Raw genomic sequence first — 19,342 nt, 5'->3', positions numbered from 1 at the left:
GACCAGCGGTGAGGAGAACGGTGCAGCAGGTAGTGATCGCCGACCGGTACCGCCTGCTGGAGCTGGTCGGCCGGGGCGGGATGGGCCGGGTGTGGCGGGCCCGCGACGAGACGCTGCACCGCGAGGTGGCGGTGAAGCAGGTGGTGGCGCCGAACTGGCTCGCCCCCCACGAGCGCGACGAGCTGCGCGCCCGGACGATGCGGGAGGCCCGCACCGCCGCCCGGCTGAACCATCCCAACGTGGTCCGCGTCTACGACGTGGTGCAGGTCGACGACGACCCGTGGCTGATCATGGAGTACGTCCCCTCCCGGTCGTTGCAGGAGGTCATCGAGGCGGACGGCCCGGTCGACCCGCGCCGGGCGGCCGGTATCGGGCTGGCGGTGCTGGCCGCGCTCCGGGCGGCGCACGCCGCCGGGGTGCTGCACCGGGACGTGAAGCCGGCGAACGTGCTGCTGGCCAGGGACGGCCGGGTGCTGCTGACCGACTTCGGGCTGGCCGTCTTCGACGGTGGGGACGGGGTGATGACCCGCCCCGGGCTGGTGCTCGGCTCCCCGCAGTACGTCGCACCGGAGCGCGCCGCCGAGGGCGTCTCCACCGCCGAGGCGGACCTCTGGTCGCTCGGCGCCACCCTGCACGCCGCCGTCGAGGGCCGCTCCCCGTACGCCCGCAGCACCGCGATGGCCACCCTCGCCGCGCTGGCCAGTCAGCCGCCCGACCCGTCGCCGCACGCCGGACCGTTGGAGCCGGTGCTGGCCGGGCTGCTGCGCCGCGACCCCCGCAACCGGCTCGCGCCCGACGACGTGGCCCGACTGCTGGCCGTCGCCGCCGCCACCGGCCCGACGCCCGACGGGGCGCACCGACCGACCACCCCGACCGCGCCGACCTGGGACAGCACCGGTGGTCCGCCGGTCGCGCCGCCCGAGGAGACCGACCGGGGCACCCCGTCACCGGCGGCGACCGCCGAGGCGTGGAGCCGGGCCGCCCGCTCCGGCACCTCACCGTCCGACCCCGGCTCGACGGCGCCGGAGTGGGACCGGGACCGGACGGTGCTGCTCACTCCCGTCACCGGGTCAGCGCCCGCCGCCCCGCCGTCGGCCCCGGCGGCGGCGCGGCGGTGGGGGCTCGCGGCAGTGGCGCTCGTGCTCGCCGCGGCGGCCGGGGCGGGCACCGCCGTGCTCCTGCACGAGGAGCACGAACGGCCGCGCGGCGCACCGGGCGAGGCGTACGGCGAACCACCGCCCGGTTATCCGCCCGGCGACGGACCGGGGCAGGGCCGGCCCGAACCGCCCCCCGACGGGCGGAACGTGGCGCCGCCCCCGTTCGCCTGCATCCGCCCGCACCCGGTGGGCGAACCGGTGGCCGCCGGGCCCTCCCCCGCCGAGGACGACCTCACCCTCCCGGCGGGCTGGATCTGGCACACCGACGCCGGCGGGTTCCGCCTCGCCGTGCCGGCCGGCTGGTGGTACGCCCGGGAGGGGAACACCGCCTGCTTCCAGGACCCGGCGAGCCGGCGCATCCTCAGCGTCGAGCCGTACGCCGGCAGCGGCACCGACCTCGCCGCGCAGCTCCGCTCGGCCCGTCGCTCCCTCATCGCCGCCAACCGGCTCCCCGACTACCAGGAGGTCCGCCTCGCCGCGGTCGCCGGCGGCGCCGAATGGGAGTGCCGCTGGCGGGCGCCGTACGGGGAGCAGCTGCACGCGCTGCGGGTCCTCCCGGCCGGCGTCGGCGGCTGGACGCTGGGCTGGAGCACCCCGGAGTACGACTGGGGCGCCGCCACGGCCCAGCTCGCGCTGATCCGGCAGAGCTTCCGGCCGGGCCGTCCCACCCACTCGGCGGGCTGACCGGCGCGGCGTCCCATGCCCGACAGAGCAGCCCGGTCCGCCAGCGGACGGGACATAATTCCTGGTGATCCGGCAGCGCCTCCGGCCCGGTCACTGCGCCCCTCCCCAGTGGACCGTCCGGGTGATGCCCTGTCGTCGGGCGGCTGACTACAGTGGCGTAGTTTTGGCGATCAAGATCTCTGGGGAGGGCGAGCCGACATGATGGGACCGTCCCACGCGCTGTCCGGCGCGGCGGTGTGGCTGACCGGCTCCTGGGCGCTGGACCAGTTCGCCGACTACCACCAGACACCGCTGGCGCTCGCGGTCGGCACCGCGGTCTGCGCCGGTGGGGCGCTCTTCCCCGACCTCGACCTCTCCGGCAAGGTGACCCGCAACCAGGGCGGGGCCACCGTGGCCCGGACCTTCGGCGTGTTCAGCCTCTTCGTCGCCGAGGTGATGGAGAAGATCTCGCTGGGCGTCTACTACGCCACCAAGCTCAGCAAGGACCCGCGACGCAACAACGGGCACCGCACGCTGACCCACACCCTGCCGTTCACCGGGCTGGTCGGCTGGGGCACCACGGCGCTCTGCGCCCACTACGGCAAGTGGGCCGTGGTGAGCATCCTCTTCTTCATGATCGGCCTGGCGCTGCGGGGCCTGTTCGACGAGTGGGCCGAGCGGGCCGGCTGGGTGATCGTCACCCTCGCCTCGGCCGCCGCCGCCTGGTTCACCTTCGCCAACCTCCCGGGCGACCGGGGCTACCCACTGATCGGGCTGGCCGTCGGTGTGGGCTGTTTCGTGCACATCCTCGGCGACATGATCACCCGGGCCGGGGTGCCGATCCTCTGGCCCATCCCGATCAAACGCCGGATGTGGACGATGGTCGGCCTGCCCAACAGCATCGCGCTGCGTACCGGCAGCAAGGCCGAGGTGATCGTGCTGCGGACCGCGCTGACCGTGCTGGCCGTGCTGGCGGCGGTGGGGCTGGTCGCCCCGTCGGTGCTGCACCGGTTCAACATCGAGGTGTGACGGACTCTGCCGGCGTCCCGGCCCCGGATTCCCGCCCGCCGGTCGAGGACGCGGCGGTGCCGGAGTTCTGGCAGCGGCTCGGCCTGCCCGGGCTCGTCGACGTGCACACCCACTTCCTGCCGCCGCGGCTGCTCCGCCGGGTGTGGGCGTACTTCGACGCGGCGGGGCCGCTGGTCGGCCGGGAGTGGCCGATCCGGTACCGGTGGGACGAGCCCGCGCGGGTGGCGCACCTGCGCCGGCTCGGCGTCCGGGCGTTCAGCGCGCTGGCGTACCCGCACCGGCCGGGCATGGCGGAGTCGTTGAACCGCTGGACGCTGGACTTCGCCGCCCGGACGCCGGGCTGCCTGCCGTCGGCGACGTTCTTCCCGGAGCCGACCGCGGGCCGCTACGTCCGAGACGCGCTGGCGGCCGGGGCCCGGGTGTTCAAGGTGCACCTTCAGGTGGGCGGGTTCCTGCCCACCGACCCGGCGCTGGACGACGTCTGGGGGCTGCTGGCCGACGCGGGAACGCCGGTGGTGGTGCACGCCGGGCACGCCCCGGTGGGGACCGCGCACACCGGGCCGGAGCCGTTCGCCGCGTTGCTGGCCCGGCATCCCCGGCTCGCCGCGATCGTGGCGCACCTGGGCGCACCGGACTACGCCGCGTTCCTCGACCTGGCGTCGTCGTACGAGCGGGTGCGGCTGGACACCACGATGGCGTTCACCCCGTTCTTCGACCGGGTCACGCCCTTCCCGGCCGGGGAGCTGCCCCGGCTGCGCGAGCTGGGGCTGGCCGGCCGGGTGCTGCTGGGCAGCGACTTCCCGAACATTCCCTACCCGTACGCCGAGCAGTTGGCCGGGCTGGCCCGGCTGGAGCTGGGTGACGACTGGCTGCGGGCGGTCTGCTGGGAGAGCGCCGCCGCGCTGTTCGACCTGGACTGACGCGGTCGACGTCAGACGCCGACCCGCTGCTCGGGGACGCTGAGGCCGTAGAGGGCCATCAGCTCCGGGGTGTCGACCCGGCTGCCGTCGGCGACCGAGTCGCAGGCGATGTCGACGATCTGGTCCTTGTGCGCCAGCAGGTAGGGCCGGGCGCCGACGTCCGCGCTGGCCAGGGTGGCGATGCCGGGCCAGTGCCGCCGGCCGAAGAGCATCGGGTAGCCGCGCAGCCCGCCGTAGGTGGCGCAGACCAGCACGTCCGGGTACGGCAGCGCGGTCACCCGCCGGACGGCGGCGACGGTCAGCCCGGGCATGTCCACCGGCACCACCACGACCGCCTCGATGCCCTCGTCGGTCAGCGCGGCCAGCCCGGCGCGGATCGAGGAGCCGACCCCGGTCCCCCACGCCCGATTGATCACCACGGTGGCGGGGGTCAGGTCCGTCGTCTGGCGGACCTGCTCGGCCGCCGCGCCCAACACGACCACGACCTCCTCGCAGCCCGCCTCGGTCATCGTGTCGATCATCCGGCTCACCAGGGGTTTCTCCCCCTGGTGCAGCAGCGCCTCGGGTCCACCGATCCGGCGTCCCCCACCCGCGGCGATGATCATCCCTGCGATCCGGTTCAGCTGCTCCCCCTCGTCCGGGGGGACGGCCCCGGCGTGCCCGGCCCGTCCCGTCGTACGCACAACGGGCCCAACGAGCACGATCGGGATCCGGTAGCGGGGCAAAAGGGAAAATTGGCCGGTCAGGTGGCGTCGGCGTAGCAGTCGACGATGGAGACATCCAGCGGGAACCGCACCGGGGTGTCCCCGAACAGCAGCGCGGTGGCCCGCTCCCCGGCGGCCCCCACCGCCTCGGCCACCGCGTCGGCCTGCCCGGCCGGACAGTGCACGACCACCTCGTCGTGCTGGAAGAAGACCAGCTCCGCGCCGCTGCCCACCAGGGCCGCCCGGAGCGTCGCCAGCAGGGCGGCCGCCCACTCGGCGGCGGTGGCCTGGATGACGAAGTTGCGGGTGAACCGGCCACGGGAGCGCGCGGCCCGGGCCCGGGGGCTCTGCGGGTCGGCCCCGCCGGGCGGCTCCGGGTCGTCCCCGTCGGTCACCACCACCCCGGCCGGCGGGCAGGTACGCCCCAGCCAGGAGCGCACCAGCCCACCCGCCTCACCCGTACGGGCCGCCGCCTCCACATGGCCGAACGCGGTCGGGTAGCTGCGCTTGAGCACCGCCAGGGCGGGCACCGCCGCGCCCCCGGTCTGCCCGTACATCGCGCCGAGCAGGGCCACCTTGGCCCGGGCCCGGTCACCGGCGAAGGCGTCCCGGGCCAGGGCGGCGTAGAGGTCGCCGGCGCCACCGGCCGCGGCGAGCCGAGCGTCCCCGGAGACCGCGGCGAGCACCCGCGGTTCGAGCTGACCCGCGTCGGCCACCACGAAACGCCAGCCCGGATCGGCCACCACCGCCCGGCGGATCACCTTGGGGATCTGCAACGCGCCCCCGCCCCGGGTCGCCCAGCGACCGGAGACCACGCCACCGGGGACGTACTCCGGGTGGAAGCGCCCGTCGGAGACCCAGGCGTCCCGCCAGGCCCAGCCGTGCGCCGTCCAGATCCGGTAAAGCTCCTTGTATTCCAGGACCAGCGGCACCGCCGGATGCTCCACCCCGCGCAGCACCCAGGCCCGGGTGTTGGGCAGCTCCACCCCGGCCCGGGCGAACGCCCGCAGCAGCTCGGCCGGCGAGTCGGCGTGCAGCTGCCGGACCCCGAACGCCGCGGCGATCCGGGCCGCCAGCTCGGCCAGCCGGCGGGGTGGGCCGCCCACCGGGGACGGCTCGCCCAGCAGCTCGGCCAGGACGGCGTCGTGCACGTCGACCCGCCAGGGCAGCCCGGCCGCCCCCATCTCGGTGGCGATCAGCGCGCCGGCCGACTCGGCGGCGACCAGCAGCCGGAACCGGCCGGGGCGGGTGGTCGCCGCGATCCGGGCGAGCTGGTCGGCGTACACCCGGGTCAGGGTCTCGACGCCCGGGCCCGGCGGGCCGGGCAGCCCGTCGAAGAGCGCGCCCTGCCCGTGGCCGGGCGGCTCCGGCGGGCGGGGCGCCGGGTCCGGCGGCACCGGGCCGCCGGTCAGCCGCGCCCACGCCGCGGCGAGCGAGCGCGGCTCACCCCACCGGCCGGCGTGGCCGAGCAGCAGCCCCTCGGTCAGCTCCACGTCGTGGCAGCGGTCGAGCCGGACCCCGGCACGCAGCAGCGCGGGATAGAGCGCCGCCGCGGAGCCGAGCACCCAGCGCGGTCGTTCGGCGGCCTCCCGCGCGCCCACCGCGGCGGCGAGGTCGGTCACCGGCTCGGCCGCCCCGACCGCCCGCCCGGCGGCGTCGAGGTGCTGGAGCACACCTCCACCCCGCTCGTCCGCCACCACCCCCACCACCAGCACGGACGCGATTCTGCCTCGCCCCTCCGACACTCCACCCCCCTCACCCACCTGAGGGCGGGTGAGGGGGGTGGGGTGTGAGCGTGGGGGTGCCACATTGATGCGTGTCGAGTATGCAGTATGATGCAGGGGTGAACTTGAAGGAGTGGGCGGCTCGTGAGGGTGTGCATCACGTGACGGCGTACCGGTGGTTTCGGGAGGGCAAGCTGCCCGTTCCCGCCCGTCGGGTCGGCCGGCTGATCCTGGTCGAGCCGTCCGCTGTCGAGCCTGCCTCCGAGGGCACCACCGTGGTTTACGCCCGGGTGTCGTCCGCAGATCAGAAGGCCGAGCTGGATCGGCAGGTCGCCCGGGTCGTCACGTGGGCGACCGGGCGGAGCCTCACGGTGTCGCGGGTGGTCATCGAGGTTGGGTCGACGGTGGACGGGCGGTGCAAGGAGTTCCTGACACTGCTGCGTGACCCGACTGTGACGACGATCGTGGTGGAGCACCGTGACCGGTTCGCGCGTTTCGGTGCTGAGTACGTCGAGGCCGCGCTGTCCGCTCAGGGCCGTCGCCTGCTGGTGGTCGACCCGGCTGGGGTGGATGACGAGCTGGTCGGCGACGTGACGGAGATTCTGACGTCGTTGTGCGCCCGTCTGTACGGGAGTCGCGGTGCCGGGAGGCGTGCCCGGCGGGCGGTGGAAGTGGTCACCGAGGGCGCCCCGGGGTGAAGACGGTTCAGGCGTACCGGTTCGCCCTGGATCTGACTGCGGCGCAGGAGCGTGCGGTGCTGGCGCACGCCGGAGCGGCCCGGGTGGCGCACAATTGGGCGTTGGCGCGGGTGAAGGCGGTCATGAGTCAGCGGACCGCCGAACGCACCTACGGCGTCCCCGACGAGCTATTGACCCCGGCGATGCCGTGGACGCTGGCGGGGCTGCGACGGGCATGGAACGCGGCGAAGGCAGATGTGGCGCCGTGGTGGGCGCAGTGTTCGAAGGAGGCATTCAACACCGGCCTTGACGCTCTCGCCCGCGCTCTGAAGAACTGGACCGACTCTCGGACCGGTAAACGCAAGGGCCGGCCGGTCGGGTTCCCCCGTTTCAAGTCCCGCCGCCGCACCACACCATCCGTGCGGTTCACCACCGGCCCGATCCGCGTCGAGCCTGACCGTAAGCATGTGGTGCTGCCCCGACTCGGCCGGTTGAAGCTGCACGAGTCCGCCCGCAAGCTCGCCCGGCGTGTCGACAACGGCACCGCCCGAATCATGTCCGCCACGGTCCGCCGCGACGGCGGCCGCTGGCACGTCGCGTTCACCGTCGACATCGACCGCGCCGACCGCAGACCCACCCACCCCACTTCAACCGTGGGCGTAGACGTCGGCATCACACACCTGGCCGTCTTGTCCACCGGCGAGCTGGTGCCCAACCCACGTCACCTCGGCGACGCCCAACGCCGCCTACGCAGGCTCGGCCGGGCGCTGACCCGTAAGACCGGGCCGGACCGGCGAACCGGGCAACGCCCCTCGAACCGATGGCAACGCGCCTCGGCCCGGCTCGGTCGGACACACGCACGGGTGGCGAACCTGCGCCGCGACGGCCTGCACAAGCTCACCACCCGCCTCACCCGCGAACATGGCACCATCGTCGTGGAATACCTCAACGTCACCGGAATGCTGCGCAACCGTCGGCTGGCCCGACACATCGCCGACGCTGGATTCGCCGAAATCCGCCGGCTACTCACCTACAAGACCTCGTGGAACGGGGGCCGGCTCATCGTCGCCGACCGCTGGTACCCGTCCTCGAAAACCTGCTCAGCCTGCGGCACAGTGAAAACCAAACTGGCCCTGCACGAGCGTGATTACCAGTGCGGGGCATGCGGCCTAGTCATGGACCGGGACGCCAACGCCGCACGTAACCTGGCCGGCCTCGCGGCCCAGCCAGACACCGCCGGGAGTGGCCCGGTGGCCGGACGTGGAGCCGACCAGAAGACCCGCCCCGGCGGGCCGGTGGCTGTGAAGCGTCAACCCGGCACGGCACCCGCCGGTCAGACCGGGACCGTCCCACCGCAAGGCGGGACTACCAACCATGCACTCACCAGAGTGCACTGAGAGGTAACGGTTACTTGCTGACGCCGGCGGTGAGGCCGGACTGGACCTGGCGTTGGAAGATCACGTAGACGATCAGGACGGGGAGCATCGCCATGGTGACGCCGGCGAAGAGGCCGGACCAGTCGGAGCGGTAGCCCTGGTTGACCGACAGCTCGATCAGCCCCTGGGAGATCACCTGGTGCTTCGGCTCGCCGGCCACCGACTGCATCAGCAGGGTCGGCAGGTACCACTGGTTCCACTGGCCCAGCACGTTGAAGATGCCGATGCTGATCAGGCCGGGCCGGGCCATCGGCAGCATGACGCTGAAGAAGAGCCGGCTGTGCGAGGCCCCGTCGACCATGGCCGCCTCGGCGATCGAGTCGGGCAGCGTCCGGAAGAACGAGTGCATGAAGAAGATCGTGAACGACAGCGACCACGCCACGTAGACCATGATCAGCATCAGGTGCTTGTTCGGGCCGAGCAGCGGGAAGACCACGCCCATGTTGTAGACGCCCTTGAACAGCGGCACCGCGGCCAGATAGATCGGCAGGGTCAGCCCGGAGAGGAACATGTAGTAGATCAACCGGTTGCCGGGGAACTCGTACCGGGCCAGCACGTACGCGGCCATCGACCCGAGCAGCATGGTCAGCAGGACGCTGCCGGCCAGCACCAGGACGGTGTTCAGGAAGAACGCCCCCAGGTGCCCCTCCCCCCAGGCCCGGGAGAAGTTGTCCCAGTGCAGTCGGTGCGGGATCAGCGACAGCGGCTCGCGGATGACCTGCGAGTCGTCCTTGAACGCCGACATCACCACCCACACCAGCGGATAGATCACCATCACGGCCCAGACCACCAGGAACGCGTGGGAGAAGCCGTTGAAGATCCGCGAGCCGACCGCCGCGACGCGCGACGGCGCGGGCCGCGGCCGGGTGGGGTCGGTCGGGGGAACCGGGCCCGGCCGGGTCCGGTCACCATGGGTCACCGTGCTCATCGTCCAGGCCTCCTCAGTACTCGATCCGGTCACGACGGGTGATCCTCAGCTGCACCGCGGCCAGCAGGATCGTGAAGATCGCCAGGGAGACGCCCATCGCGCAGGCGTAGCCGAACTGGCCCTTCTGGAACGCGGTGAAGTTGAGCACCGAGGCGAAGATCTCGCTGGCGTGGTTGGGGCCGCCCTGGCTGGGCGTCATGACGAAGACCAGGGCGTACATGTCGAGCGCGATGAAGCCGAGATAGACCCAGGCCACCGAGATGGTCTCCCGCAACAGCGGCAGGGTGATCCGGAAGAACGTGTGGAACCGCCCCGCCCCGTCGAGGATGGCCGCCTCGTAGATGTCCTTGGGGATCGACTGCATGGCCGCCGAGAAGAGCACCATGTAGAAGCCGGCGCCGCTCCAGACCGCGATCAGCAGCAGCCACCACAGCACGGCCGGCACGCCGAGGAAGGGTTCCGGGTCGGCGGTGAAGGCGATCGGGTTCGCCGGGTCGACCAGCCCGATCTTGATGAGCAGGCCGTTGACCAGACCCTGCGAGTCGGAACGGTAGATCTGCTGCCACATCACCGCGATGACGACCAGCGACAGCACCTGCGGGAAGAAGAAGATGACCTTGTAGATGCTCGATCCGAACACCCCGCGGATGCCGGCCCTGTCCTCGCGTCCGCCCACGTTGAGCAGGAACGCGAGGAACAGGGCCAGCGCGATGGTGAACAGCGGCACGGTGACCAGGAAGAAGACGTTGTGCCAGAAGGCCTTCCTGATCAGCTCGTCGGAGAAGAGCCGGACGTAGTTGTCCAGCCCGACGAACTGCTGCTTGTCGGAGTAGCCTCCCCAGCTGGTCAGCGAGTATCCGGCCGCCTGGGCGAAGGGCCACACCACATAGAAGAGGTACAGCGCGACGGGCAGGGCCAGGAACCCCGTGACGAAGCGCGCAACACCGTGCCGCATTCCACTCACTCTTCCGTTCGGATCAGGCGGTGCGGGTCTGCTTCTTGATCGACGAGTCCTTGGCGACCTTGTCGGCCGCCGCCTGCATCTTGTCGACGAACTGCTGGGCGGTGAGCCGGCCGGCCATCAGCTCCTCGGAGAGGTTCTGGCTCTCCTTGTCCAGGTCGGCGTAGAAGTCCCAGAGCTTGACCTTGATGAGGTCCTTGGGGGCGTTCTTCATCAGGTCGTTGGCGGTGGTCAGCGAGGTGTCCTGGACCTTGTCGCCGGAGCCCTTGGTGGAGGCGAGCGACTTGGTCAGCTCGGCGAACTTGGCCGAGCCGGCCTTGGAGAGCACGGCCCGCAGGAACTCCTTGGCGGCGGCCTTGTTCGGCGCCTTGCTCGGCACCACGATGCCCTCGCCGGCACCGGCGAAGACGTCCTTCGGCGCCTTGTCGCTCGGGCCCAGGCCCCAGTAGTCCGACAGCTTCATCTCGAAGCCCGGCGGGATGGTCGACGACATCTCGTTCTTCAGCCAGGTGCCGACCTGGATGAACGCCGCCTTGCCGTCGAGCCAGGCCTGCTGCGACTGGGTGTGGTTGAGGTTGCCCGGCAGGAGCAGCTTGTCCTTGACCAGCTTCTCCCACGCCTGCAGCGCCGGCAGGACGCCGTCGGCCTTCCAGGCGTTCTCCTTGAGGTTGTCGATGTCGATGATGGCCTGCTTGCCTGCGGACTTCCAGATGGTCGCCTGCAGCGCCCAGCGCGGGTAGTAGCCGTGCACCGCGTCGTGCACGTACGGGGCGATGCCCTTGGCCTTGATCTTCGGCGCGAGGGCGAAGAACTCGTCGAAGGTGGTCGGCGGCGTCCAGCCCTCCTTGCTGAACAGCGCGCCGTTGTACCAGTTGCCCCAGACCGTGTACGCCACGTTGACCACGTAGAACTTGCCCTGGAAGGTGCCGTCGACGACGGTGCCCGGCAGCAGCGAGTCGCCGACCGTGCCGTCGCCGTCCCAGGCCGGCGCGGTGAGCAGGTCGTCCAGCGGCTCGATGGCGCCCTCGTTGACCAGGGTGCTGATGTCCATCATGTCGGCGCCCGAGTTCATCACCACGTCGCTGGGCTGGGTCGCCATCTTCGGCTGCTCTTCGGTCTTGATCTTCTGGGTGGAGCTCATGTTGACCGTGACGTTGGCGTGCTTGGCGTTGAAGACCGCCTTGTCCTCCTTGGCCCACTGGTCACCGAGGCCGCCGTTGAAGATCACCACCTTGACGGCGCTGCCGTCCTTGACGCCGAACGGGTTGTCCTTGCTCTTCGCGGCACCGGCGTCGTCGGACTTGCTCGGCTCGCTGCCGGCGCAGGCGCTGAGCAGACCGGCGGCCGGGACGGCCAGCAGGCCCGCCGCGGCGGCGCGCCGCAGCAGGGTCCGCCGGTCGAGGTCACCGAGGTTGGGGTTAACCGACATCTTGTCTCTCCTTGTGGTGTCGGGTCAGGCGGTACGCCGGAGACGCCCGGCGTACCGCGACTCGAGGGCGAGGTTGTGCTCGTCCCCTCCGGGGACGTTGGCGGAGAGGTAGATAGGGGGTACCTCCCCGGCCTGGTGGAACCGTCGTACGACCTCGGCGGTCAGCAGCTGCGCCAGCAGCGCCGCGGTGACCGAGGAGACCGCACAGACCGCGCCGCCGCCCTCGAGCGGCAGCAGTGCGTCGCCGTACGGCGCGCCGTTGTCCAGCACGACGTCGGCGAGGTCGGCGAGCCGGTGCCCGGACGGGTGGCGCGGGGCGACCCGGGCGGTGTGCTCGACCGAGGTGACCGCGATCAACGGGTGACCCCGCCGCCGCACCAGCGTCGCCAGCTCGACGACCGAGCCGTTGATGCCGGACTGGGAGGCGACCACGAAGACGTCCCCCGGTTGCGGGGCGGCGAGCGCGTAGAGCTGGTGGGCGATCGCGGGGTCGCGTTCCAGCTTGGGGTCGGCCAGCACGTCGCGGGACGCGTCGCCGTGCAGCACGAGGTCGTGCAGGGCGAGCCGGTTGGTGGGGACCAGGCCGCCGGCCCGGGCCACCAGTTCGGCGGCGAACGCCTCGGAGTGGCCGGCGCCGAACGCCTGGAGCACCCCGCCGGAGCGCAGCCCGGTGGCGATCAGGTCGGCCGCCCGGTGCAGCGCCTCGGCCTGGCTGTCGACCAGCCGGTCGAGCACGGGGCGGACGGCGTCGGCGTACCGCTGCGCACTGATCATGAATGGGCTCCCTTCGCGGCCTTGTGCCCGTCGACGGCCTGGGCGGTACGCCGGAAGGCCGCGTGGGCGCGGTCGTGGGTGCGCTGGGCCACCGCGATGTAGAGCAGGTCGAGCACGACCAGCTGGGGGTGGCGGGCGGAGAGCGCGTCGGGCCGGAAGGTGGTGGCCTGGCTGGCGGTGAGCAGGACGATGTCGGCCAGCTCGGCCAGCGGCGAGCGGGGGAAGCCGGTCAGCGCGATGGTGGTCGCGCCCCGGCTGCCGGCCTCGGCGAGCATCTCGATGGTCTCCCGGGTCTGCCCGGTGTGCGAGATGCCCAGCGCCACGTCGCCGGTACGCAGCAGGGCGGCGCTGGCCAGCCCCTCGTGCACGTCGTTCCACGCCCAGGCGGCCACCCCGATGCGGTGCAGGCTGAACTGCATCTCCTCGCCGACCAGCGCGCTGCCGCTGGCGCCGAAGATGTTCACCCGGTTGGCCCCGGCGATGGCGACGGCGGCCCGTTCGACCTCGGCGAGGTCGAGCAGGGTGGCGGTGTCGTGCATGGCCCGGGTGTCGGCGGCCATGATCTGGTCGAGCACCCGGGAGAGCGGGTCGCTCGGCTGGATCTCCCGTCCGATGTCGACGGTCCAGCCGGCGGAGCGTGCCCGGCCGGTCTCCGAGGCGATGCCCAGCCGCAGGTCGGCGTACCCCTCGAAGCCCATGGCCCGGCAGAACCGGGTGATGGTCGCCGGGGAGGTGCCGCTGCGCTCGGCGAGCTCCACGATGGTGGCCCGGGCCGCCGCCTCCGGGTCGCTGAGCACCTGTTCGGCGACCCGGCGCAGCGCGCCGGTCAGCTCCCCCGCGCCGGCCCGGACCCGGGCCAGCACCCCGTCGGCGCCCCGGCGGTCGAGCCCGTCGGCGTCGACCACCGCGGTCCCCGCGGCGGTGTCCACCTCGTGTTCAACCATGGGAGGCCTTTCGGAAAAGAGTGTTAACTGTTAGTGGTAAAAGTTCTTACTGAAGGCCCCTCCGTGTCAAGGGCGTGGGCGAAGTTTTCAAACTGTTACCTGCCGCACAGGCCCTCGACCGGGCCCGGATCTTGCCTTCGACGGCCCGGCCGACCAGCATGAAGCCGCCAGCGCGAGCCACCGGGAGGCAGAGCGGATGTCCGGCACCGTCGTGGTCGGTCTCGACGTCGGGGGTACGTCCACCCGCGCGGTCGCGTACGACCTGACCGGCGCGCGACGGGGCGAGGGACGGGGCGGCGGCGGCAACCCGACCAGCCACGGCGCCGACCGGGCCGCGGCCGAGCTGCTCGCCGCGCTGCGCGCCACCCTCGCGCATGTCGACCCGACCCGGGTCCGGGCCGGCACCATCGGGCTGGCCGGGGCCGGTCGGCTGCTCGCCGATCCGCAGGCCCGGGCCGCCTTCGACGGCGCCTGGTCCGCCGCCGGCCTGCGCTGCCCGTACACGGTGCACGGCGACGCCCTGGTCGCGTACGCCTCGGGCACCGCCGCCCCGGACGGCACCGTGCTGATCGCCGGCACCGGCGCGATCGCCGCCCAGGTGCGCGACCTGCGACTGGACCGGGTCGCCGACGGGCACGGCTGGCTGCTCGGCGACGCCGGCTCGGGGTTCTGGCTCGGTCGGGAGGCGGTCCGCCGGCTGCTGGCCGACCTGGACCGCGCCCAGCCCCCGGGCGACCTGGCGACCCGGGTGCTCGCCGAGCTGACCGGCTCCCCCGAGGTGGCACCCCGGCCGCGCGCCACCGCCGACGCGGTGGTCCAGTCGGTGACCGGGCGAGCGCCGGTGGAGCTGGCCCGGCTCGCCCCGCTGGTGGTGGCGGCGGCCCGCGCCGGCGAACCGACCGGGGTGGCCCTGGTCGCCGAGGCCGCCGCCCGGCTCGCGGAGAGCGCGAGCCGGATCCGGCCGGTCGGCGCGATCGACCCGGTGGTGCTCGGCGGCGGGCTGCTCACCGGGGACACCCCGCTCGGTGACGCGGTCCGCGCGGAGCTGGCCCGGCGCTGGCCGGACGCGCCGCTGCGCACCGCCGGTGACGGCGCCGCCGCGGCGGCCTGGCTCGCCGCCCGGGAGCTGCCCGAGGTCACCGACCCGGCCGCGCTGCACGCGCTCCTGGTCCCCGGCTCGGCCCTCGGCTAGGGAGCGCTCCCGGTCCACGGTGGCCCGTTGACGAAGCGTGCCGGTTCGTCGATGGATCTCTGATCACATGTGGGCTCGGATCGAGCCGTACCTGCCGGACCGGTCGCCGCGACACGGCGTCCGCGGTGCAGGCCGACGCTGATGCCGCGCGCGGTAGCCGACCGTCATGTCAGACGCAGGCAGCAGCCGACCCTCGTGCGGGACGCGTGACCCTTGACGGGTCACTTGCATTTTGCAAGTATGGCCCGCATGAGCCTCTTCATCACCTGCCCGGTCGAGAGCGTCGAGCGCGCAACCGCCTTCTACACCGCCCTCGGCTGGACCCTCAACGCCGAGATGTCCGACCACAACGTGTCGTGCTTCGCGATCGCCCCCGAGCAGTACGTCATGCTCGGCAGCCGCGAGATGTACGCGAGCGTCGGCGGAGTCGAAGAGCTGATCGGCGGACCTCAGACGCCCTCCAAGGTCACGGTCTCGTTCGACCTGGACAGCCGCGAGGCGGTCGACGAACTCATCGACCGCGCCGGCGCCGCGGGCGGGCGGATCGGTGACACGGACGACTACCCCTTCATGTACCAGCGTCAATTCGATGACCCCGACGGCTACCACTACTCACCGTTCTGGATGAAGACGGACGCCGATCCGACCGCGTGAGCGACCTCGCCGCGGCCCTCGACATCGTCGGAGCACGGTGGGCCCTGCTCATCGTGGAACGGCTGCTCGACGGGCCACAACGCTACGGCGACCTGCAACGCGACCTCGGCGTGCCGACGAACATGCTCGCGACACGCCTGCGCGAGCTCGAAGCGGCCGGCGTGCTGGCCCGCCTGCCCCTTCGACACAACACCCGGGCCTATGCGCTGACCGAGCGCGGGTTCGCCCTGCGCGAGGCGATCGTCGCACTCGGCAACTGGGGCAGGAACGACGCCCAGGAAGCGGCCCTTCCGGATCATGGCCTGGCCCAGGGCAGGAATCCTGCATGAGTGAGCGCGGCCCCGGTAGTGCACAGCGAGCTTTGTCGGCGCGCACGGCCAGGCCACGCCATTGCGTGCGGCGGTCGATGCGGCGTTCGGCGACACTGCGCTGCCGGTGGCGCTGCTTGCCGAAGGCCGGGGGCCGGCTGGCCGAGGCAATGGTCGGCCGGCTCATGGCATCGTGGACGCTTCGTCAACGAGCCGCCTTGATCCGAGGGACGCTCCCTAGCCGAGGTCGGTGAGCGTCCGGTTGAGACGGCGCCAGACGTGGGTGCGCCAGCCGCCGTCGAGCAGCGTGAACGTGCGGCGCTGCACCGGGTCGTCAGGGTCGAAGCCGGAGTGCTCCAGGAAGAGGCGGGTGCCTCGCCCCTCCGGCACGAGCGTCCAGCTCACCACCGTGTCCAGCCGCCCGCCGCGCCAGGCCCACCGCAGCCGGCGCGGCGGGTCCACCTCCAGCACCTCGCAGTGCACGACGCCGTCGAACCCCTGGCCCGGACGGGGCTCGGTACGGAAGGTGAACCGGTGGCCGGGGACGGGGGCGAAGTCGTTCGGCATCAGCCAGCGGGCGATCAGGTCCGGATCGGTCAGCGCCCGCCACACCCGGGCCGGCGGGTGGGCCAGGAACTGGTCGACCGCGATGCTGGTCGGCTCACTCATCCGGCAGCCCGTCCAGCACGTCCCGCAGGTCGGCCAGGCGGGCCCGCCAGAACCGCTCGTACGGGCCGAGCCAGTCGGCGACCTCCCGCAGCGGCTCGGGCCGCAGGGAGTAGAGCCGCTGCCGGCCGATCGGCTCCTCGGTCACCAGGCCGGCGTCCTTGAGCACCTTGAGGTGCTCCGAGAGGCTGGGGCGGCGCATGTCGAAGTGCGCGGCGAGCTGCGCGACGGGTTGCCCGCCCCGTTCCCGCAGCAGGCGCAGCAGCTCGCGGCGGGTGGGGCTGGCCAGCGCGGCGAAGACGTCAGACACGGGTGGCCTGGAGCACGATGCCGTTGCCGTCCGGGTCGTCGAAGGTCACGTAACGCCCCCACGGCGCGGTCAGGATGCCGTCCTCGGCGAACACCACGCCTCGCGCGCGCAGCCGGGCGACATCGCCGTCGAGGTCGTCGGTCTCCAGGACCAGGCCCTTGAGCGAGCCGGGCGGCATGGTGGGGAACCAGGTGACCAGGGTCAGCGCCGTCGCGGCCCCCTTGGGCGCGACCTGGACCCAGCGGCCGCCGGGCCCCATCGGGTTGTCCCGGACCAGGTCGAAGCCGAGCGTGTCGACATAGAAGTCGCGGGCCCGGTCCTGGTCCCGGACCGGCACGGAGACCAGTCGCACGTGGGTGACACTCATGCCGCCACAATAGGTAGGAGATTTCCTACCGGTCAAGCGGAACGACGGCCGGCCGACCCGGGTCGACCGGCCGTCGCCGGAGGTGATGCGCTCAGGCCGTCGGGTGGCCCGGCTGCCCCTGCGGCACCTGGCCGTACTGGCCCTGCGGCGCCGGGCCATAGCCGCCCTGCGGCGGGTACTGGCCCTGCGGGGCCTCGCCGGGGTGGCCTTGCGGCGCGGCCTGGCCGGGAGCCGGCCAGCCCTGCGCGGGCTGGCCCGGGGCGGCCGGGTAGACCTGACCGGGGACGACCTGGTGGTGCACGGCCGCCGCCTCTCTGGCCTCCTTCGCCTCCTTGCGCGCCTTGACCGCCCGCACGATGAGCAGGATCGGCAGGATGAACGCGTAGAAGAAGATCCGGTACCGGGTGCCCACCGGAGCGAGGAACATGAGATAGAAGCCGTAGCAGAAGAAGGCGAGGCCGATGACGGCGTTCAGGATCCGGGAGCCGGTGCCCTGCTCCCGGATGGCCAGACCCGTGACGATCATCGCGATGCCGCCGAGCATCAGCAGCAGTTCGTAGACAAGCTCAAACATGAGATCCCCGTCGTTCCGGTGAATGTGCCGGCCCACCATAGAGGAGCCCCCGCCGGTCCCGCTGCCCCGTAACTCCTGGTGGGCGGCCCTTCACTTGAGCTGGCCGGCGGTCAGCCCCGCCTGGATCTGGCGCTGGAAGGCGACGTAGACCACCAGCACCGGGAGCACGGCGATGGCGAGGCCGGCGAAGAGTTGCGCGTAGTCGCCGGCGTAGCCCTGGTTGACGGCGAGCGCGTTCAGCCCCTGGGCGAGCATCCACTTCGACTCGTCGCCCTGCATCAGCACCTGCGGCAGCAGGAACTGGTTCCAGTGGCTGAGGAAGTTGAAAATCCCGACACTGATCAGTCCCGGTCGCGCCATCGGCAGCATCACCCGGAAGAAGAGCCGGAAGTGGCCGCAGCCGTCGATCAGCGCGGCCTCCGCCACGGCCGTCGGCAGGGTCCGGAAGAACGCGGTCAGGAAGAAGACCGTGAACGGCAGCGAGTAGGCGGTGTAGACCAGGATCAGACCGGTCCAGGTGCCGAAGAGGCCGGCGTTGCGCACCACGAAGAAGAGCGGCACCAGGGCGAGGAAGACCGGGAACATCATGCCGCCGACGAAGAGATAGTAGAGCACCTGCCGGCCCCGGAAGTCGTACCGGGCGAAGACGTACGCGGCCGTGGCGCCGAGCAGCATGGTCAGGGTCAGCGAGCCGGCCACGACCACCGCGCTGTTGAGGAAGTACCGGCCGATGTGCGCCGTCGTCCAGGCCCGCGCCCAGTTGTCCAGGCGCAGCCGCCCCGGCAGCCCCCACGGGTCGGCCAGGATCTCGCCGTTGTCCTTGAGCGAGCTGAGGAAGAGCCAGGCCAGCGGCAGCAGCGTCATCGCCGCCCAGAGCAGCAGGAAGCCGTGCGAGAACGCGTTCGCCACGCCCAGCTCCCGGCGCGGCGGCCGGTCGGTGGTGCGCTCGGGCGCGGTCGCCCGGACCGGCGGGGCGCCGGAGTCGACGGTGGTCAAGAGTACTCGATCCGTTCGCGCCGGGCGGCCCGTAGTGCCAGCACCGCCACCGAGAGGGTCAGGAAGAACATCACCACGCCGATCGCCGAGGCGTACCCGAACTTGGTCTCGCTGCCGAAGGCGGTGTCGTACATCCGCATGCCGATCACGTCGGAGGAGAAGTTCGGGCCGCCGTTGGTCATCAACTGGACCAGGATGAACCCGTCCAGCGCGGCGATGGCCAGATAGATCCAGGCCACCTGGACGGTGTCCCAGAGCAGCGGGATGGTGATCCGGCGCAGCATCACCGCGCGGGAGGCGCCGTCGAGCAGCACCGCCTCGTAGATGTCGCGCGGGATGGCCTGCATGGCGGCGCCGAAGAGCACCACGTAGAAGCCGACGTTGCTCCAGACCATCACCGCCAGCACGCACCAGAAGGCGAACCGCGGATCGCCGAGCCAGGCCGGCGTGGGCAGGCCGACCGACCGCAGCGCGCCGTTGAGCAGGCCGGTGGTCGGGTGGTAGATCTCCTTCCACAGCAGCGCGATGATCACCACCGAGAGCACCTGCGGGAAGAAGTAGACCAGCCGGTAGACCGCGCTGCCGCGCACGCCGGTGACCCCGGCCCGGCCCTTGCGTCCGCCCATGGTGAGCATGGTGGCGAAGAAGAGGCCGAGCACGATGGTCAGCACCGGCACCACGGCCAGCAGGATCGCGTTGTTGGTCAGCGCGTTCCAGACGTACCCGTCGTGCAGCAGGGTGCGGAAGTTGGCCAGGCCGACCGGGTCGGCCTGCGCCGAGTAGCCCAGCCAGTCGGTGGTCGAGATCTGGAAGGCCTGGAGGTACGGCGAGAGCACGAAGACGCCGTACAGCACCAGCGGTGGCAGCAGGAAGCTGACGATCAGCGGGAATCTGCCGTGTCGCATCCGCGCGACCCCTCTCCGGCTCGG

At 72.2% G+C, this 19,342-nt stretch carries 21 protein-coding genes; 8 read left to right on the top strand and 13 right to left on the bottom strand.

Features of this window, described 5'->3' with window-relative positions; all coding sequences use genetic code 11:
• The first annotated feature begins 20 nt into the window (after window positions 1-20).
• The 3 genes from ABUL08_RS03665 (at window position 21) to ABUL08_RS03655 (ending at window position 3,769) form a co-directional block, all read left to right on the top strand.
• Complete coding sequence (locus tag ABUL08_RS03665; RefSeq protein WP_350934510.1) at window positions 21-1,841, top strand: serine/threonine-protein kinase; 1,821 nt, start codon at window positions 21-23, stop codon at window positions 1,839-1,841.
• A 198-nt stretch (window positions 1,842-2,039) separates the two neighbouring features.
• Window positions 2,040-2,849 carry a metal-dependent hydrolase gene (locus ABUL08_RS03660; protein ID WP_350934508.1) on the top strand — a complete coding sequence of 270 codons (810 nt, stop codon included), beginning with the start codon at window positions 2,040-2,042 and terminating at the stop codon, window positions 2,847-2,849.
• Entirely contained in the window at window positions 2,846-3,769 is a 924-nt protein-coding gene (locus ABUL08_RS03655) for an amidohydrolase family protein (RefSeq protein ID WP_350934506.1), read from the top strand. Before ABUL08_RS03660 ends, ABUL08_RS03655 begins: the two co-directional genes overlap by 4 nt.
• An 11-nt stretch (window positions 3,770-3,780) precedes the next feature.
• Here ABUL08_RS03655 and ABUL08_RS03650 read toward each other — a convergent pair whose 3' ends face one another.
• Both ABUL08_RS03650 and ABUL08_RS03645 read right to left on the bottom strand, forming a co-directional pair.
• Complete coding sequence (locus ABUL08_RS03650) at window positions 3,781-4,374, bottom strand: nucleotidyltransferase family protein (protein ID WP_350934505.1); 594 nt, start codon at window positions 4,372-4,374, stop codon at window positions 3,781-3,783.
• A 137-nt stretch (window positions 4,375-4,511) separates the two neighbouring features.
• Window positions 4,512-6,218, bottom strand: a complete 1,707-nt coding sequence (locus tag ABUL08_RS03645; RefSeq protein WP_350934503.1) for a bifunctional 3'-5' exonuclease/DNA polymerase — start codon at window positions 6,216-6,218, stop codon at window positions 4,512-4,514.
• Window positions 6,219-6,316: 98 nt separating this feature from the next.
• Between ABUL08_RS03645 and ABUL08_RS03640 the strand changes: the two genes are divergently transcribed.
• Both ABUL08_RS03640 and tnpB read left to right on the top strand, forming a co-directional pair.
• On the top strand, window positions 6,317-6,895 hold the full coding sequence (locus ABUL08_RS03640) for an IS607 family transposase (protein WP_350934502.1): 579 nt from the start codon (window positions 6,317-6,319) through the stop codon (window positions 6,893-6,895).
• Window positions 6,892-8,271: an IS607 family element RNA-guided endonuclease TnpB gene (gene tnpB / locus ABUL08_RS03635; RefSeq protein ID WP_350934500.1), complete on the top strand. Its 1,380-nt coding sequence runs from the start codon at window positions 6,892-6,894 to the stop codon at window positions 8,269-8,271. The genes ABUL08_RS03640 and tnpB overlap by 4 nt, the downstream gene beginning before the upstream one ends.
• Before the next feature lie 10 nt (window positions 8,272-8,281).
• Here tnpB and ABUL08_RS03630 read toward each other — a convergent pair whose 3' ends face one another.
• From ABUL08_RS03630 to ABUL08_RS03610, 5 genes are read right to left on the bottom strand one after another with little or no spacing between them, the layout of a single operon-like run.
• On the bottom strand, window positions 8,282-9,238 hold the full coding sequence (locus ABUL08_RS03630) for a carbohydrate ABC transporter permease (protein WP_350934498.1): 957 nt from the start codon (window positions 9,236-9,238) through the stop codon (window positions 8,282-8,284).
• A gap of 13 nt (window positions 9,239-9,251) precedes the next feature.
• Entirely contained in the window at window positions 9,252-10,193 is a 942-nt protein-coding gene (locus ABUL08_RS03625; protein ID WP_350934496.1) for a carbohydrate ABC transporter permease, read from the bottom strand.
• Between the two features lie 22 nt (window positions 10,194-10,215).
• Entirely contained in the window at window positions 10,216-11,628 is a 1,413-nt protein-coding gene (ngcE, locus tag ABUL08_RS03620; protein WP_350934494.1) for an N-acetylglucosamine/diacetylchitobiose ABC transporter substrate-binding protein, read from the bottom strand.
• 24 nt (window positions 11,629-11,652) lie between these two features.
• Window positions 11,653-12,402, bottom strand: coding sequence for an SIS domain-containing protein (locus ABUL08_RS03615; RefSeq protein ID WP_350934492.1), 750 nt, complete (start codon window positions 12,400-12,402; stop codon window positions 11,653-11,655).
• Window positions 12,399-13,346, bottom strand: coding sequence for a MurR/RpiR family transcriptional regulator (locus ABUL08_RS03610; RefSeq protein WP_350934491.1), 948 nt, complete (start codon window positions 13,344-13,346; stop codon window positions 12,399-12,401). The genes ABUL08_RS03615 and ABUL08_RS03610 overlap by 4 nt, the downstream gene beginning before the upstream one ends.
• 196 nt (window positions 13,347-13,542) lie before the next feature.
• On the opposite strand from ABUL08_RS03610, the gene ABUL08_RS03605 reads away from it, so the two are divergent.
• The 3 genes from ABUL08_RS03605 (at window position 13,543) to ABUL08_RS03595 (ending at window position 15,521) form a co-directional block, all read left to right on the top strand.
• Window positions 13,543-14,538: an N-acetylglucosamine kinase gene (locus ABUL08_RS03605; RefSeq protein WP_350934489.1), complete on the top strand. Its 996-nt coding sequence runs from the start codon at window positions 13,543-13,545 to the stop codon at window positions 14,536-14,538.
• 249 nt (window positions 14,539-14,787) lie between these two features.
• Window positions 14,788-15,192, top strand: coding sequence for a VOC family protein (locus tag ABUL08_RS03600; RefSeq protein WP_350934487.1), 405 nt, complete (start codon window positions 14,788-14,790; stop codon window positions 15,190-15,192).
• A complete protein-coding gene (locus ABUL08_RS03595) occupies window positions 15,189-15,521 on the top strand; it encodes a winged helix-turn-helix transcriptional regulator (protein WP_350934485.1) in 333 nt (110 codons plus the stop codon). Before ABUL08_RS03600 ends, ABUL08_RS03595 begins: the two co-directional genes overlap by 4 nt.
• Before the next feature lie 216 nt (window positions 15,522-15,737).
• On the opposite strand, the gene ABUL08_RS03590 is transcribed toward ABUL08_RS03595, so the two are convergent.
• The 6 genes from ABUL08_RS03590 to ABUL08_RS03565 all read right to left on the bottom strand — a co-directional run bounded on the left by ABUL08_RS03590 (window position 15,738) and on the right by ABUL08_RS03565 (window position 19,318).
• Window positions 15,738-16,169 (bottom strand): SRPBCC family protein, encoded by a 432-nt coding sequence (locus ABUL08_RS03590; RefSeq protein ID WP_350934483.1) that lies wholly within the window; start codon window positions 16,167-16,169, stop codon window positions 15,738-15,740.
• The gene (locus ABUL08_RS03585; protein ID WP_350934481.1) at window positions 16,162-16,476 is read right to left on the bottom strand and encodes an ArsR/SmtB family transcription factor; all 315 of its coding nucleotides are present in this window, start codon (window positions 16,474-16,476) and stop codon (window positions 16,162-16,164) included. Before ABUL08_RS03585 ends, ABUL08_RS03590 begins: the two co-directional genes overlap by 8 nt.
• On the bottom strand, window positions 16,469-16,843 hold the full coding sequence (locus ABUL08_RS03580) for a VOC family protein (RefSeq protein WP_350934479.1): 375 nt from the start codon (window positions 16,841-16,843) through the stop codon (window positions 16,469-16,471). The genes ABUL08_RS03585 and ABUL08_RS03580 overlap by 8 nt, the downstream gene beginning before the upstream one ends.
• Before the next feature lie 91 nt (window positions 16,844-16,934).
• On the bottom strand, window positions 16,935-17,417 hold the full coding sequence (locus tag ABUL08_RS03575) for a hypothetical protein (RefSeq protein ID WP_350934477.1): 483 nt from the start codon (window positions 17,415-17,417) through the stop codon (window positions 16,935-16,937).
• 90 nt (window positions 17,418-17,507) lie between these two features.
• A complete protein-coding gene (locus ABUL08_RS03570; RefSeq protein ID WP_350934475.1) occupies window positions 17,508-18,413 on the bottom strand; it encodes a carbohydrate ABC transporter permease in 906 nt (301 codons plus the stop codon).
• Entirely contained in the window at window positions 18,410-19,318 is a 909-nt protein-coding gene (locus ABUL08_RS03565) for a carbohydrate ABC transporter permease (protein WP_350934473.1), read from the bottom strand. Before ABUL08_RS03565 ends, ABUL08_RS03570 begins: the two co-directional genes overlap by 4 nt.
• Window positions 19,319-19,342 lie beyond the last annotated feature (24 nt).

The organism is Micromonospora sp. CCTCC AA 2012012 (genome assembly GCF_040499845.1).
Lineage (GTDB): Bacteria > Actinomycetota > Actinomycetes > Mycobacteriales > Micromonosporaceae > Micromonospora > Micromonospora mangrovi.
The sequence above is the reverse complement of the archived record's forward strand: the minus strand, read 5'-3'. Positions and strand labels throughout refer to the sequence as shown.